This window comes from Microbacterium panaciterrae (genome assembly GCF_039541635.1).
Taxonomy (GTDB): Bacteria; Actinomycetota; Actinomycetes; order Actinomycetales; family Microbacteriaceae; genus Microbacterium; species Microbacterium panaciterrae.
In genome coordinates, this window is the sequence record NZ_BAABGP010000022.1 from 263,434 (window position 1) to 278,425 (window position 14,992).

Annotated in this window: 15 protein-coding genes; 8 read left to right on the plus strand and 7 right to left on the minus strand. The window is 69.2% G+C overall.

Annotated elements, in window-relative coordinates; genetic code table 11:
- Window positions 1-41 precede the first annotated feature (41 nt).
- The gene (locus ABD882_RS16385) at window positions 42-1,142 is read right to left on the minus strand and encodes a hypothetical protein (protein ID WP_345188454.1); all 1,101 of its coding nucleotides are present in this window, start codon (window positions 1,140-1,142) and stop codon (window positions 42-44) included.
- A 523-nt stretch (window positions 1,143-1,665) separates the two neighbouring features.
- Between ABD882_RS16385 and dnaB the strand changes: the two genes are divergently transcribed.
- Complete coding sequence (gene dnaB / locus ABD882_RS16390) at window positions 1,666-4,245, plus strand: replicative DNA helicase (protein WP_345188456.1); 2,580 nt, start codon at window positions 1,666-1,668, stop codon at window positions 4,243-4,245.
- Between the two features lie 7 nt (window positions 4,246-4,252).
- Here the strand turns inward: dnaB and ABD882_RS16395 are convergent, their stop codons facing one another.
- The gene (locus ABD882_RS16395; protein WP_345188457.1) at window positions 4,253-4,810 is read right to left on the minus strand and encodes a TetR/AcrR family transcriptional regulator; all 558 of its coding nucleotides are present in this window, start codon (window positions 4,808-4,810) and stop codon (window positions 4,253-4,255) included.
- A gap of 38 nt (window positions 4,811-4,848) precedes the next feature.
- On the opposite strand from ABD882_RS16395, the gene ABD882_RS16400 reads away from it, so the two are divergent.
- Window positions 4,849-6,036, plus strand: coding sequence for an FAD-dependent oxidoreductase (locus tag ABD882_RS16400; RefSeq protein WP_345188458.1), 1,188 nt, complete (start codon window positions 4,849-4,851; stop codon window positions 6,034-6,036).
- Between the two features lie 59 nt (window positions 6,037-6,095).
- On the opposite strand, the gene ABD882_RS16405 is transcribed toward ABD882_RS16400, so the two are convergent.
- The 3 genes from ABD882_RS16405 to ABD882_RS16415 form a co-directional block, all read right to left on the minus strand.
- On the minus strand, window positions 6,096-6,455 hold the full coding sequence (locus tag ABD882_RS16405; protein ID WP_345188459.1) for an MmcQ/YjbR family DNA-binding protein: 360 nt from the start codon (window positions 6,453-6,455) through the stop codon (window positions 6,096-6,098).
- A 31-nt stretch (window positions 6,456-6,486) separates the two neighbouring features.
- Window positions 6,487-6,615: a hypothetical protein gene (locus tag ABD882_RS16410; protein WP_345188460.1), complete on the minus strand. Its 129-nt coding sequence runs from the start codon at window positions 6,613-6,615 to the stop codon at window positions 6,487-6,489.
- A gap of 123 nt (window positions 6,616-6,738) precedes the next feature.
- Window positions 6,739-7,617, minus strand: a complete 879-nt coding sequence (locus ABD882_RS16415; protein ID WP_345188462.1) for an aldo/keto reductase — start codon at window positions 7,615-7,617, stop codon at window positions 6,739-6,741.
- Between the two features lie 139 nt (window positions 7,618-7,756).
- On the opposite strand from ABD882_RS16415, the gene ABD882_RS16420 reads away from it, so the two are divergent.
- From ABD882_RS16420 to ABD882_RS16445, 6 genes are all read left to right on the plus strand, one after another.
- The gene (locus tag ABD882_RS16420; RefSeq protein ID WP_345188463.1) at window positions 7,757-8,794 is read left to right on the plus strand and encodes a Dyp-type peroxidase; all 1,038 of its coding nucleotides are present in this window, start codon (window positions 7,757-7,759) and stop codon (window positions 8,792-8,794) included.
- 26 nt (window positions 8,795-8,820) lie between these two features.
- Window positions 8,821-9,630, plus strand: a complete 810-nt coding sequence (locus ABD882_RS16425; protein ID WP_345188464.1) for a family 1 encapsulin nanocompartment shell protein — start codon at window positions 8,821-8,823, stop codon at window positions 9,628-9,630.
- 56 nt (window positions 9,631-9,686) lie between these two features.
- Window positions 9,687-10,031 carry a DUF488 domain-containing protein gene (locus tag ABD882_RS16430; protein WP_345188466.1) on the plus strand — a complete coding sequence of 115 codons (345 nt, stop codon included), beginning with the start codon at window positions 9,687-9,689 and terminating at the stop codon, window positions 10,029-10,031.
- Window positions 10,032-10,088: 57 nt separating this feature from the next.
- The gene (locus ABD882_RS16435; RefSeq protein WP_345188467.1) at window positions 10,089-10,847 is read left to right on the plus strand and encodes an SDR family oxidoreductase; all 759 of its coding nucleotides are present in this window, start codon (window positions 10,089-10,091) and stop codon (window positions 10,845-10,847) included.
- Window positions 10,848-10,909: 62 nt separating this feature from the next.
- Window positions 10,910-11,296: a YciI family protein gene (locus tag ABD882_RS16440; protein WP_345188468.1), complete on the plus strand. Its 387-nt coding sequence runs from the start codon at window positions 10,910-10,912 to the stop codon at window positions 11,294-11,296.
- Between the two features lie 40 nt (window positions 11,297-11,336).
- Window positions 11,337-12,419, plus strand: coding sequence for an RNA polymerase sigma factor (locus ABD882_RS16445; RefSeq protein ID WP_345188469.1), 1,083 nt, complete (start codon window positions 11,337-11,339; stop codon window positions 12,417-12,419).
- Between the two features lie 83 nt (window positions 12,420-12,502).
- Here ABD882_RS16445 and ABD882_RS16450 read toward each other — a convergent pair whose 3' ends face one another.
- A complete protein-coding gene (locus ABD882_RS16450) occupies window positions 12,503-13,255 on the minus strand; it encodes a sulfite exporter TauE/SafE family protein (protein ID WP_345188470.1) in 753 nt (250 codons plus the stop codon).
- 295 nt (window positions 13,256-13,550) lie between these two features.
- Window positions 13,551-14,624, minus strand: coding sequence for an IS110 family RNA-guided transposase (locus ABD882_RS16455; protein WP_425563388.1), 1,074 nt, complete (start codon window positions 14,622-14,624; stop codon window positions 13,551-13,553).
- Between the last annotated feature and the right edge of the window lie 368 nt (window positions 14,625-14,992).

Sequence of the window (14,992 nt, forward strand, 5' to 3'; positions counted from 1 at the left end):
ACGCGCGTCATCTGCTGTCGCGGAGGACAGCCCGGATCGACTCAGTCGGGAGCGACGTCGGTGTCGTACACCGGCGAAGAGGGGAGGGCGTCATCAGTGCCCGAGGCGTGTGCGGTACCGCGCGTGTTCCCGGCGGCATCGTCGACGCTCACAGCGGCAGGGGACGATGAGCCGTCGCCTTGGCCTGCGGAGGACGAAGAGCCGCCCGCGGAGCCAGGCGGTACGGCAGTCGTATCCGGCCCTCGCGACGGATTCGCGGGCGGTGCGTCTGCGGGGTGCGAGGTAGGGGCGGCCGACGCGCGCGCGGAGTTCACGACAGAGCCCACAGGGACGGACCAGGGCGAGCGCGCCGCAGCAGGATTGCCCGGAATCACCGCGGGCGGGAGCAGGTCCGCTGCGGCGGCGGAGTTCCCGCCGGGTGCGGGGAAGAGGGGGATTCCCGGGATCCCGGGGATTCCGGGGGATCCCGGACCGGGGATGATGCCGGTGCCAGGGGGCACGGCGCCCGTCAGGACTGCGCCCACGGATCCGAGAGCGCCGTCGACGGTGCCGCTCACGTGGCCCAGTAGCGGTTCGATCCCCAGGCGTCCGAGCAGGTCGCCGACGACGGGGATCCCGCTGATGGTCTGGGAGACGGGGGTGGTGATCGCGGCGGCCGGCGCGGATCCGAGGATCGCAGTCACCGGGGCGACCGCGTCGCCGATGGTGCCGGTCACGCCGTTCACCGTGTGGGAGGTCGCGGCGGCGACAGGCGGTCCGACGACCGGGATCGCGTCCACGTGGTCGACCGCGGCGGTCACCGACGTCTGCACCGCATTCGAGACGGTGGTGGCAAGATCGGGAAGGGGGGAAGTCACGGCGGCCACGACACTCTGCACGGGATCGCTCGCGGGAGTGGCCGCGGGGTCGGCCGGTGCCGCGGCGGGGAGCACGAGGTCGGAGACCGTGGTCACCACCGCGGAGGTCGCCCCTGTCACGGTATCGCCGAGCCCGCCGAGCCCGCCGAGCAGGCCCGGCGAGTCGGCCGCGTGGGCGGGCGACGAGCCGAGGAACACGGAGAGCGCCGCCCATCCCAGAGCCAGGCCGGCGCCCGTGAGAAGGCCGACGCGGAGTCGCCCGCCGACAACAGAGGTCGCGCCCACGTTCACCTCCCCCAGAGCACGGCGTCGTCTCGGTCACGACACCGCTACGCGTGACTGTACCTCTGTCACGATCCGCCGTCCAGTAGTCTGACCCGCCGATATTCCGGGCGGCGCGCCCGAGGCGATTCCTACTTGACAATCACGCGTCTTCATGGGGTCCGTGTCGCGGTTGTACACATCCACATACTTCGGCCGCCAACCTTCAATGGGAGGTTTAAGCGATTCCCATCCACAGCCTGTGGATCCAGAGAATCCCTGATCCCAGGCAAATACAAAGTTGCTCGGCGGCACCATCACCATGGTTATCCCCAGGCGTTCTGCACAGACACTCCCGCGTTTCCCGCAGACTCTCCACAGAGTTATCCACAGGGTGTCTTGCATGCGGAGAGCGGCGCTTCTACGGTGGACCAGCATCCTCAATGTCGGTGGCTCGTGGTGAGCTGTGTGCATGAGTGAGTGACGTCTCGCACCACCCGGAACGGTCGGGCTGCGGACAGCCGACGAGGAGCAGAAGGGGGCGCGAGTGTCGATCGCGGACATCGCCGAAGAACGACTCGGTGCGGAGCGCCGCCCCGAGCGGACCCCGCCGCACGACCTCATGGCCGAGCAGAGCACCCTAGGCGGCATGCTGCTGTCGAAGGACGCGGTCGCCGACGTCATCGAGTCGCTGCGCGGATCCGACTTCTACATCCCCAAGCACGAGCTCATCTTCGACGCCGTGCTCTCCCTGTACTCGCACGGCGAGCCGACCGACGTCATCGCCGTGACGGACGAGCTCATCAAGACCGGCAACCTGTCGCGCGCGGGCGGCGCCGACTACCTGCACTCGCTCACCTCGATCGTGCCGACCGCGGCCAACGCCGGCTTCTACGCCGGGATCGTCGCGGAGCGGGCGATCCTGCGCAAGCTCGTCGACGCAGGCACCCGCATCGTGCAGATGGGTTACGACGGCCAGGGCGACGCCACCGATCTGGTCAACAGCGCCCAGGCCGAGATCTACTCCGTCACCGGCACCGAGACGGCAGAGGACTACGTGCCGCTCACGGTCGCCGTCGACGCCGCCGTCGAGGAGATGGAGGCCGCGAGCGGCCGCGACGGTTCGATGACCGGCGTGCCGACCGGGTTCCGCGAGCTCGACGAGCTGACCAACGGCCTGCACGGCGGTCAGATGATCGTCGTGGCGGCGAGGCCCGCTATGGGCAAGGCGCTCGCACTCGACACGCCTCTCGCCACGCCGACAGGGTGGACGACCATGGGCGATGTGCAGGTCGGCGACTACCTGTACGGAGCGGACGGGCACCCGACGAGCGTGGTGGCCGTGACTGAGGTCATGCTCGACCGGCCCTGCTATGAGGTCGAGTTCTCCGACGGTTCCACGATCGTGGCCGACGCTCAGCACCAGTGGGTCACCGAGACGCGGGCGTCGCGGCGTTCGCACGGCGGGACCGCTGTCGTCACGACCGAGCAGCTTCTTGAGACGCTCACCGTGGGTGCGGAAGGACGGGCGAACCACTCGGTTCCGAACTCCGCGCCGCTGCGCGCCGCCGATGTCGATCTGCCGATCCCTCCGTACGCGCTGGGTGCCTGGCTGGGTGACGGCCACAGTGCATCCGCACGGATCACCAGTGAGACCGACGAGATCCCCGCGCTGATCGGGGCTGCAGGCGTTCCCACCGAGGCGCGCGGCAGGATGCTGTATTCGCTGAAGCTGGCTGAGCGGCCAGTGCTTCTGCGCAACTGCGACGTGTGCGGCGCCGAGTTCGTCGCGCGGCACCCGAACGTGCGTACCTGCGGGCGCACCTGCGGCCCGAAGAACAAGGGCGCCCACCCGGAGCGCATGTCCTGCCCGGATTGCGGTGCGGCCTACTCCGGCGAAGCACAGCGCTGCATGGACTGCCACCGTGACCACGGCAGCTTCGCCGCGCTGCTGCGCAAGGTCGGGGTGCTGGGCAACAAGCACGTCCCGTCTCGGTACCTGCGTGCCTCTGAGCCCCAGCGACGCGCACTGCTGGCCGGGCTGATGGATACCGACGGCACAGTGGTTCGCGGAGTCGGATCCTGCCAGTTCGCTGTCACCGACAAGCGCCTGGCCGACAGCGTGTATGAGTTGATCGTCAGCCTCGGATACAAGTGCGGGCGCACGACGAAGCGCGTCCACGGGCGCACCGAGGCCTCGTCCACGTGCTACATCCTGAACTTTTCGACGGTCGATGAGGTGTTCCGCCTCGAGCGCAAGCGGATCCTGCACGCCCAGGAGCGGCCGGCGAACACCGTGCGCATCGGCCGCCGCTATGTGAAGGCGGTGCGCCGGATCGAGAGCGTGCCGGTGCGATGCGTCCAGGTCGACAATGCGGATCACCTGTACCTCGCCGGTTCGTCGATGATTCCGACCCACAACTCCACGCTGGCACTTGACTTCGCTCGCGCGGCATCGATCGGCCACAACCAGCCGTCGATCTTCTTCTCGCTCGAGATGGGCAAGAGCGAGATCGCGATGCGCCTGCTCAGCGCCGAGGGTGCCGTGCCGCTGCAGAACCTGCGCAAGGGCACGCTCGATCAGCGCGACTGGACTACGGTCGCCTCGACCCGAGGGCGCATCAACGACGCTCCGCTGTACATCGACGACAGCCCGAACATGACGCTCGTCGAGATCCGGGCCAAGTGCCGTCGGCTCAAGCAGCGCGTCGGGCTGAAAATGGTGATCATCGACTACCTGCAGCTGATGACGAGCGGCAAGCGCGTCGAGTCACGTCAGCAGGAGGTCTCGGAGTTCTCCCGTGCGCTCAAGCTGCTCGCGAAGGAGCTGCAGGTGCCCGTGATCGCGCTCTCGCAGCTGAACCGTGGCCCCGAGCAGCGGCAGGACAAGAAGCCCGCCATCAGCGACCTCCGCGAGTCGGGCTCGATCGAGCAGGACGCCGACATGGTGATCCTGCTGCACCGCGAATCGGTCTACGACAAGGACGTGCGTCCCGGCGAGGCCGACCTGATCGTCGCCAAGCACCGCAACGGTCCGACCGCGACGATCCAGGTCGCGTTCCAGGGGCACTTCTCCCGGTTCATGGACATGGCGAGCGACTTCCAGGGCGGCGGCGACTTCCACTGATCGACCGTCAGCGCAGCATGCTCAGCAGCAGCGCGCCCGCCTCTTCGCGTGTCAGTGACGCGAAGACGGGGAGTTCGAGCACATAGCGGCCGAAGATGAAGCCGACGATCGCCGCGGCGAGTCGCCGGGCGTGATCGCGGCCGATCTCATCCACGAGCGGCTGGAAGACCGCGTGCTGCAGGTACGCTGCGATCGACGCGCCCGATCCGCCCCCCGAGGTGAGTTGCCGGGCGAGAGTCGCGAGCCGCTGCCCATGCACGGGATGCTCCCAGACCGCGAGGATGCCGTGGGCGAGCCGTGTGAGATCGATGCTTCCGTCGTCGTGGCGCGACATCGCGATCACATCGTGCGGGGCTGCCCTGAGGCTGCCCGCGGCCGCGACGAGCGCATCCCGTGAGCCGAAATGATAATTGACCAGGGTGTGGCTCACGCCGACCTCTGCGGCCAACGCGCGCGACGACACCGAGACAAGATCACCGCGAGCGAAGTGCTGCTGAGCGGCATCCAGCAGACGTTGACGAACATCCGAATCGCCCGTGGGGCGGCCGCGTCTTTTATTGACCACCCTCGAGATCCTCGCACCACCTGGCGCAGACTCGCCACATGAACAAGCGAATCGACACCGATGTCGCGATCGTCGGTGGCGGGCCGGCGGGACTCATGCTCGGGCTGCTTCTCGCGCGTCAGGGCTTCACCGTCGCCACCGTCGAGAAGCACGCGGACTTCCTCCGCGACTTCCGCGGCGACACCATCCACCCCTCGACCCAGGAGCTGCTGGGCGAACTCGGCCTCCTCGACGAGTTCCTCGACATCCCGCACGCCGACCTGCCGCGCGTCACCCTCAGTTGGCACGGTGCCGCGCTCACGCTCGCCGACTTCCGCCGCCTGTCCACCCGGCGCACGGTGATGACCTTCATGCCGCAGTGGGACTTCCTCGACCTTCTCGCCGAGGCCGCCGGCCTCCATCCGGGGTTTCAGCTGCTGCGATCGACCCGGGTCGATGACATCGTGCGCGAGGGCGGACGCGTCGTCGGGGTCACAGCGACGGGGCCGGACGGGGCGGTCGACCTCCGAGCCCGGCTCGTCGTCGACGCTTCCGGGCGGGATTCGGCGGTGCGAGCCGCTGCCGGGCTGACGCCGTCGGGCGTCGCCGCGGCCATGGACGTGCTCTGGTTCCGGCTGCCGAAACACGCCGGAGAAACGCATCCGTTCGTGCAGGCGGGCGAAGGGATGATCATCACCATCGATCGTGAGGACTTCTTCCAGGTCGCGCACGTCATCCCTGCAGGCAGCTGGACGGGCTCGGTCGATGACCTGGAGCGGATGAAGCGGCGCATCGAACGCATCGCCCCACGCCTCGGCTCTGCCGCACGCGACCTCCTCGAGCTCGACGACGTGCACCTGCTGCGCGTGCGCCTCGAGCGCCTCCATCGCTGGTACATCGATGGACTCCTGTGCATCGGCGACGCGGCGCACGCGATGTCACCGGCCGGCGGAGTCGGCATCAACCTTGCGATCCAGGACGCCGTCGCCACCGCGCGGATCCTTGCCCCTGTTCTGCGCGATCGGGATCCGCGCCCGGCGGACCTCCGGCGCGTGCAGCGACGCCGCGACTGGCCGGTGCGCGTAACGCAGGCCGTGCAGCGCGCGTTGCAGGGCCCGCTTCTGAGGACCTCGGATCCCGGCACACCCCTGCCCTTGCCACTGCGAATGCTGCGCGATCACCCGCGGCTGGCGCACCTCACGGGCCGCTTTGTCGGTCTCGGCGTCCGTCCCGAACACCTCGATTAGTGGGCTGGGAGCCCACCACGCATCGGATCCGTCAGACCCTGACTGGATCCGACGACCCGTCAGCCAGGTCCTCCCGGATGCGCGAGATCGTACGCGCGGGAGAGCTTCTGCGGCACGACCATGCGCCAGGCGTCGACGACGAGCTCGCGGGCTTCGGCGGGTTCGAGCGCCGCGAGATCCGCGTGCACCCAGTGGAAACGCAGATCCGACTCCGAGGGCATCTGGAACTTGTGCGGATCGCCCCCGACCAGCGCCGCGCGTTCCTCCTTCGGGTAACCGAACCCCATCACGCGCTCGTCGAGGGAGAACGCGACGTACACGATCTGACCGACGCGGAACTTCAACCGGCCGCGCACGTACACGGGGTAGGAGCGCTCAAGCTCCGTGCCCAGTGCTCGCACGTCGTCGATCACGGCCATCTCAGCGATCCTCCGGTCGTGGGTGCCCGGCTCAGGCCTGCCCGGCCGGACGGAGCAGGATCTCGTTGATCGCGAGATGACGGGGACGGGTCACCGCGAACGCGATCACCTCCGCGATGTCGTCTGCGGTGACCTCGGCCTGGCTGTACATCGCGTTCACCGCAGTGTTGTGCCGGCACCGATGCCGGACGACGCTCCGGTGATCACGGCGATCGGGGTGGCGGTGGTCCGGATCATGATCTGCGGTCTCTCCTCGGTCAGGCGGTGGGCTCGGTCTTGGCGTTCACTCTTCGGGGATGTCGCGGCCGAACGCTTCGAGTGTGATCGCCTCCGGCTCCGGGCCACCGCGCACACCCCGATCCAGGGCGTCGAGGCGGCGCAGTTCGTCGTCGGTGAGTGCGAAGTCGAACACGTCGAAGTTCTCAGCGATGCGAGCGGGCTTGACCGACTTGGGGATCGCGGAGCGACCCTCCTGCAGGTGCCAGCGCAGCATCACCTGCGCCGCGCTCTTCCCGTACTTCCCGGCGACCTCCAGGATGGCCGGATCCTGGAACGTGCTCGTCGCGCCTTCTCCCCGGTAGGACGTGATGCCCCCGATCGGGGACCACGCCTGGGTGATGATCCCGTGCGCCGCGTCCGCCGCCTGCACGTCGGGCTGGGTGAAGAACGGGTGCACCTCGACCTGGTTCACGGCCGGGACGATCTCTGTGTCGGCGAGGAGGGCGTCCAGGTGCGTAGGCATGAAGTTGCTGATCCCGATCGCGCGCACCTTGCCGTCGCGGCACAGCTGCTCGAGCGCACGATATGCCGCGAGGGTCTTGTCGAACTCGCCGGGCAGGGCCTGGTGCAGCAGGAGCAGGTCGATCTGGTCGACGCCGAGCTTGCGGGCGCTCTTGTCGAACGCGTGCAGGGTCTGGTCGTAGCCGTAGTCGCTGATCCACACCTTCGTCTCGATGAAGACCTCATCGCGGGCGAGCCCGGACTCGCGGATCGCGTCGCCGACGCCACGCTCGTTCGCATACGCGGCGGCCGTGTCGATCAGCCGGTACCCGGTCTCCAGGGCTGCGGCGACGGCTTCCTCGGTCTCCGCGGGCGGGGTCTGGAAGACGCCGAAGCCGAGAGCCGGCATCACGACGCCGTTGTTCAGGGTGAGAGTGGTCATGAGGATCACGCTATGCCCGACGGTGTCGCCCAAAACAGTGACTGCCAGTACCCCGTTGAACGCGTGCGACCCTTGAGGCCCACGCCGCCCCGTGACAGGCTGGCGGTGCGGGCGCTTGCGCGCGGAGGGGACGGATCCGGTGGTCACACAGCAGGTCGTCGCGCCGCCCGCGCGCGCCGCGATGTTCCTCGTGCTCACGGTGTCCGAGGGCAGCGAGGAGGTCGTCCGCGAGGTGCTCGCCGACCTGTCCGGGATCACCCGGTCGGTGTCGTTCCGCACCCCGTCCGATCACCTGATCAGCGTGCTGGGAATCGGCGCCCAGCTGTGGGACCGGCTGTTCGGCGCGCCCCGGCCGAAGGGGCTGCACCCGTTCGAGGCGCTGCACAGGCCGCGGCACGACGCTCCGTCCACGCCGGGCGATCTGCTCCTGCACGTGCGCGCGCACCACATGGACGTGTGCTTCGAACTGTGCCGTCAGGTCGTCGACCGGCTCCGCGGGCATGCCGAGGTCGTCGACGAGACGCACGGATTCAAGTACTTCGACGAGCGCGACCTGCTCGGTTTCGTCGACGGCACGGAGAACCCGGAAGGGTCCGCGGCGACGGCGGCCGTGACCATCGGCGACGAGGATCCGGACTTCGCCGGCGGCAGCTACGTCATCGTGCAGAAGTACACGCACGATCTCTCCACCTGGGGCGAACTTCCCGTGCACGAGCAGGAGCGCGTGATCGGCCGCAGCAAGCTCGAGGACATCGAGATGCCCGACGCTGTCAAACCCGTGAACTCGCACGTGCACCTCAACACGATCGTCGACGCGGACGGCACGCAGCGGCAGATCCTGCGCAGCAACATGCCGTTCGGCGAGCTCGGCAGCGCCGAGTTCGGCACCTACTTCATCGGCTACGCGGCGGACCCGGGAGTGATCGAGCAGATGCTGCGCAACATGTTCCTCGGCGACCCGCCCGGCAACACCGACCGCATCCTCGACTTCTCCACCGCCCGCACCGGAGGGCTGTTCTTCGTGCCCACGGTCGACTTCCTCGACGACGTGCCGCCGGGACCGGATCCGTCCCCCGCAGCCGCGGACGAGGACGATCCCGCCGAGGACGATCCCGCCGACGACGACACGGCACCGGATCTCGGAATCGGCGGGCTCCGGCACGCCGGCACGCAGTGACGTTCAGACAGCGAAAGGTCGAAGACATGGACAACCTCCACCGCAGACTCGCACCGATCTCGTCGGCCGCGTGGGATCAGATCGACGACGAGGCGCGCCGCACGTTCATCACCCGCATCGCTGGGCGCCGCGTCGTCGACGTGCCGGAACCGGGCGGATCCGCGCTGTCGGCGGTCGGCACCGGGCATGTCGAGCCGATCGCCGCCCCCGGCCCGTCGGTCGAGGCCCGTCGGCGTCAGGTGCAGCCGCTCATCGAGCTGCGGGCGCCGTTCACGGTGACGACCGCCGCCGTCGACGACGTGGAGCGCGGTGCGCAGGACTCCGACTGGCAGCCGGTCAAAGACGCGGTCGAGGCACTGGCCACCGCCGAGGACACGCTCGTGTTCGCCGGCTCGGAGGCCGCGGGCGTGCAGGGCATCATCGCGAGCTCCTCGAACGCGCCGATTGCGCTCCCGGCGGATCCGCGCGAGCTTCCGGCCGCCGTCGCCCAGGCGCTCGCCGTGCTGCGCACCGTGGGCGTGCAGGGTCCGTATGCACTGCTGCTCTCGACCGACCTGTACACCGCGGCGACCGAGACGGTCGACCACGGCTACCCGGTGCTCGAGCATCTGCGCCGGCTGCTCGGCGACGACGGGACCATCGTGTTCGCCCCCGCGCTCGAGGGCGCGATCGTGCTCACCCTGCGCGGCGGCGACTTCGCCCTCACGCTCGGACAGGACGTCGCGATCGGCTACCTCTCGCACGACGCGGACGGGATCCGGCTGTACGCGCAGGAGTCGGTGACGTTCTCGGCCCACACGTCCGAGGCCAGCGTCATCCTCGGATCGCGGGAGTGATGATGACCGCGGCGGCTGCTTACGGATCGGGGTCTGGGCCAGGATCCGATGTCCGGGTGCGGCGGATCTACGATGCGCCGGATCCGGACGACGGCACGCGGGTGCTCGTGGACCGGCTGTGGCCGCGCGGCGTGAGCAAGGAGCGCGCCGACCTGTACGAATGGTGCAAGGACGTCGCGCCGTCGACCGAGCTGCGGCAGTGGTACGCGCACGATCCGGAGAAGTTCGCGGAGTTCGCGCGCCGATACCGTGTCGAACTCGCCGAGCCGGCGCAGGCGGACGCGCTCGCCGGGTTGCGCGCGCTCGTGCGGCAGGGGCCGGTCACGCTGCTCACGGCGGCGAAGCGCTCCGACATCAGCGAGGCCACCGTGCTGCAGGCGGTTCTCAGCGGAGCGGAGTGAGCGGGTGAGCGGGGCTCGGCTCGATCGTCGGCGGGACCGGTTGAGGGGAGTGGTTCGATGAAGGTCGTCATCCTCGGAGGCACGGGACTGATCGGATCCCGGGTGCGCGAGCTGCTCCGCGCTCGCGGCGTCGACGCTGTCGCCGCATCTCCGTCAACCGGTGTCGACATCATGACCGGGGAGGGCCTGGATCCGGTCCTTCGCGGTGCCGACGCGGTGGTCGACGTGTCAAAGCCGCGCACGTACGACCCCACCGTGCTCGAGGCCTACTTCGAGATCGGCATGGCGCGCATGCTGGCGGCCGAACGTGCGGCCGGAGTGCGGCACCACGTCGCGCTCGCCGCGGTGGGCACGGCGGAAGCGACCGAGGTCCCGTTCTACCGGGCGAAGGCCGCAGGCGAGCAGGTCGTCCGGGCGGGCGGTGTGCCGTTCACGCTCGTGCACGCGACCCAGTTCTTCGAGTTCGCGCCGGCGATCGCCGATTCGGCCACGATCGACGCGACGGTCGTGCTGCCCCCGACGCTGGTGCAGCCGATCGCCGCAGACGACGTCGCCGAGGCCATGGCCGACATCGTCCTGGGCGATGCGGCGGACGACACCCGGGAGATCGCCGGACCGGAGATCCTGCCCCTCGCCGGGTTCGTCGCGCGCGGGCTCGCGGCAGCGGGTGACGGTCGGAGCGTCGTCACCGCCGATGAGGCGCTGTACTTCGGCGGCCGCATCGGCCGTACGACGCTGCTGCCCTCGCCGGCCGCGCAGATCGGACCGACCACGTTCGAGAGCTGGATGGCACACCGCGGATCCTCCGGAGGATGATGTCGATCGGCGGCCGGGTCGATCGTCACCATGATGTCGATATCCTCACGAAAGGACGGATCATGCGTTACACGCTGCTGCTGCAGTACCCCGAGATGAGTGCCGAAGACCTCGGGCCCGAGGCCCTCGCGGAGGGCATGCGCGCCTTCGACGTCTACGCCCAGGCACTGGATGAGGCCGGTGTGCTGCGCAGCGCCGAGGTGCTGCACCCCTCCACCGCCACCACGACCGTGAGCGTGCGCGATGGCCGGCAGGTCATCCAGGACGGACCGTTCGCCGACACCAAGGAACAGGTCGGCGGCACGTTCGTGATCGAGGTGGACGACCTGGACGCCGCCATCGCGTGGGCGGCCCAGGCGCCTTCCGTCGCCTGGGGCGCGGTCGAGGTGCGCCCGGTCGCGACGCGCTTCGTCGACGGCGCCTGGCAGGGCGAGACCCCGGTTCGGTAACGGTCCGCCGCCGGTATATCGGATGATGTCAGGAGGCGAGATGAGCCCGGCCGACGAGGCCCGCGCCGCCGCCGAGCGCGCGGTGCGATCCTCGTACGGTCGGCTCATTGCGCTCCTGGCCGGCGGCACCGGTGATCTCGCGCTCGCCGAGGACTGCCTGGCCGATGCGCTTGAGCGCGCCCTGCGCACCTGGCCGGACGCGGGCGTGCCGGACAACCCGGAAGGATGGCTGCTCACCGTGGCACGCAACAGACTGCGCGACGTGTGGGGATCCGCGGCGCGCCGCACCCGGGCGCCGCTCGACGACGCCGACGATGCGGGGCGTGCGGACGCCGGCGTCGACGTCGTCGCTCTGGTGGAGCGAGGCGACGCGATCCCGGATCGGCGGCTTGAGCTGCTGTTCGCGTGCGCGCATCCGGCGATCGACGCGGGGATCCGCACGCCTCTCATGCTGCAGACCGTCCTCGGCTTCGATGCCGCCCAGGTGGCGCGGGTGTTCGACGTCGAGCCCGCCGCGATGGCGCAGCGCCTGGTGCGGGCGAAGCGCAAGATCCGCGACGCCGGCATCCCGTTCTCGCTCCCCACCCGCGCCGACATGCCGGTTCGCACGGCGGCGGTGCTCGAGGCGATCTACGGCGCCTACGCCCTGGACTGGCTGGACCGGCACGACGATATACGCACGTCGATCGCTGACGAGGCCCGGTGGCTCGCCGTGCTCACCGCCACGTTGCTCGACACCGACGCGGAGGCGTGGGGGCTCGCGGCGCTGCTCACGCTCGCCCAGTCCCGGGCGCCGGCACGGGTGGGGGATCCGTGGCCACCGCTGGACGAGCAGGATCCCGCTCTCTGGGATCGCGCGCTCATCGCGGAGGGCGAGGCGCTGCTGCATCGGGCGGCTGCGCTGGGCGGTGTCGCCGAGGGGCGAGAACCCGGACGGTTCCAGCTCGAGGCCGCGATCCAGTCGGTGCATTGCGATCGGGCGCGCACGGGCGTGGTGGATCGTGCGGCTCTGCTGCGTCTGTACCGCGGACTCGCGCGGATCGCGCCGACCCGCGGCGCGCTCGAGGCGCTGGCCGCGGTGGAGGCCGCGTTTGGCGAGGAAGTACGCACGGTGGATCGCTGAGACTGAACAGGGCGTCGGGAGAAGCCCTGTGGCACGGTACGGATCCGCTCGCTCGTGGCCGCGACGCTTCGGCATCCCTGGGGTCAGGGGATCAGCAGATAGGCGGCGCCGAGGATCGTGAGGGCCAGCACGATCCGGTCGAACAGCGCCTGATGGATCCGCGGGATCAGCCATCGCCCGAGCAGCGCGCCGACGACGACCATGGGAACGAGCACGGCATCCATCAGCAGCACGGGGAGGGTGATCAGGCCGAGCCCTGCGAGCACCGGCACCTTGACGATGTTCACGATCGCGAAGAACCAGGCGGCGGTGCCGAGGAACACCTTCACCGGGGTGCGCATCGCGAGGAAGTACATCGACATGACCGGGCCGCCGGCGTTGGCGACCATCGTGGTGAAGCCGCCGAGTGCGCCGTATCCGAGTGTGGTGCCGAGATGCGACGCTCCATCGCTGGTCGTCGGGGCCGTCGCCGGGCGGGCCCGGCGCCACCACGTGATGGCGACCATCGCGAGCAGGATCGCGCCGATCACGGGGCGCACCACGGTGTTGCTCGCGAAAGCCAGGAACACGGCACCGAGCACGATCCCCGCGGCGACGGCGGGCGCCAGGCGCAGCAGCGTCGGCCAGTGCGCATGGCGGCGCCAGGTGAGCAGCGCGAACATGTCGCCGACGATGAGCAGGATCAGCAGAGCCCCCGTCGACGTGCGCGCGGGCAGCAGCGCGGCGAAGATCGCGACGGAGATCGTGCTCGCCCCGGGCAGGGCGGTCTTCGACAGCCCCACGATCGTTCCCGCGATCGCCAGGAAGATCCACGCCCACGGAGCGAGGTCGATCATGCGCGCCGTCCGGGAGGGAGGGCGCATGCGATCGCTGAGTGGTGCGGGGGCATCGTCGAAACGTATCAGGCGGACTCGGCGGGATCCGCCCATCTGCAGCGGGTCGCGGCGTGCTCAGCACCTGCGTGGGGTGAGGGCGTCGGCGAGCGTTTCGGCCGCGGTTCTGGTGTGGTGGCGGGTTCGGGGTCGGTGCCATCGGGCGTAGGGGTCCCACCAGTGGGGTCCGCGGATCTCGGGGACACCGTGGCGCATGCGGATCTGCCAGCCCGATGTCTCCTGGGTGCGATGGATGCTCCTATGCATCGTCAAGGGCGTTTTTGAGGTCGGTTCGGAGGGCCCGGTAGAGCTCGCGGACTACGGCTCGTTTCAGGCAGCGGATGATCTCCTTTTTGGTCTTGCCTTCCGCGGTGCGCTTGGCGACGTAGGCCCGGGTGGGTGCGTGCCATCGGAGTCGGTTGATCACGATGAGGTGGATTGCGGAGTTGGCGGCCCTGTCTCCGCCGCGGTGGAGTCGGTGCCGGGTGGTGTTGCCTGAGCTGGCGGGGATGGGGGCGACGCCGCAGATGCGGGCGAGGGCAGCTTCGGAGTGAAGTCGGTCGAGGTTCTCGCCGGCGGTGGTGAGAATCTGCCCGGCTGCCTCGGCGCCGACGCCGAAAATGTTCATGAGTGTCGGGGTGTGCTGGCGCAGGATGATCTCGAGTTCGGTGTTCGCGTCGGCGATCTCCTCGTCGAGTTGCTGGACTCGTCGCGCCAAGCGCCGCAGCATTCGGCGCGCAGTCACCGCGGGGTCATGTAGGGGGAGGTGAGTGGGTGGGCGCAGCTTCGCGCAGCGTGTCACCAGCGCAGCGCGGTCGTAGCCGGTCAGACGTTCACGGAGTTCTTCTGGCGCGGACCAGAGGATGCCGTGGATCTGTTGAATCGCGACGCGTCGAGCGCGAACGGCGCTGCGTCGTGTTGCACGGATCAATCGCACTGCTTCGACAAAGCCCTCGCGGTCTTTCGGGATGGTCGATGCGGTGCCGCTGAGAGCGGCGCGGGCTGCGTTGATCGCGTCGATCGGGTCGGACTTTCCCCGTGCTCTGCGGTCTTGTCGGTTCGGTCGGAGAACTTCCGTGACCGTGATGTTGCTGTTGTGGAGGTGTCGGTGAAGACCCGCGCCGAAGGACCCGGTTCCTTCGATGCCGACCTTGAGGACCATGCCGTGAGTGAGTAACCAGGTGAGCATCTGCGCGTATCCCGCGGAGGTCGCAGGGAACTCCTGATCATCGAGGAGTTGACCTGTCGCGGCGTCCAGTGCTGCCGCGTGATGGGTGAGCTTGTGCGTGTCGACACCGCCGACGACCATGCGCTCGAGTTGTTGGTTTGTCATGCTGGTCCTGCCGTCCTTCATCCGATGGGTGGTGAAGTCGCCGACGTGACGGTTGGACAGCACAGAGACGGGCTTGTTGTAGCAAGCTCCTATCAAGTCACGGCCGTCACGTCGGTGACTGGGTTGCACCGGTCCCGGCAACGGTCGACAGATCCACTTGAAGACAGCCGAGAAGCGTCACTGATGCCAAGAGTCAGCCCGCTGCGGGACCGGCAACACCCACTCTGGCGATGCTCCGACGTCGATGGAAGCGAGAGTCAGGCAGCCGCCGGAACAGGCGCCCTCTCATGCTCTCTGTGGTGCCAACAGAGGCTCACACCGTTGCTGGTGTGGGTGGGGCCGCCGTCGGCCCATTCCCGTACGTGGTG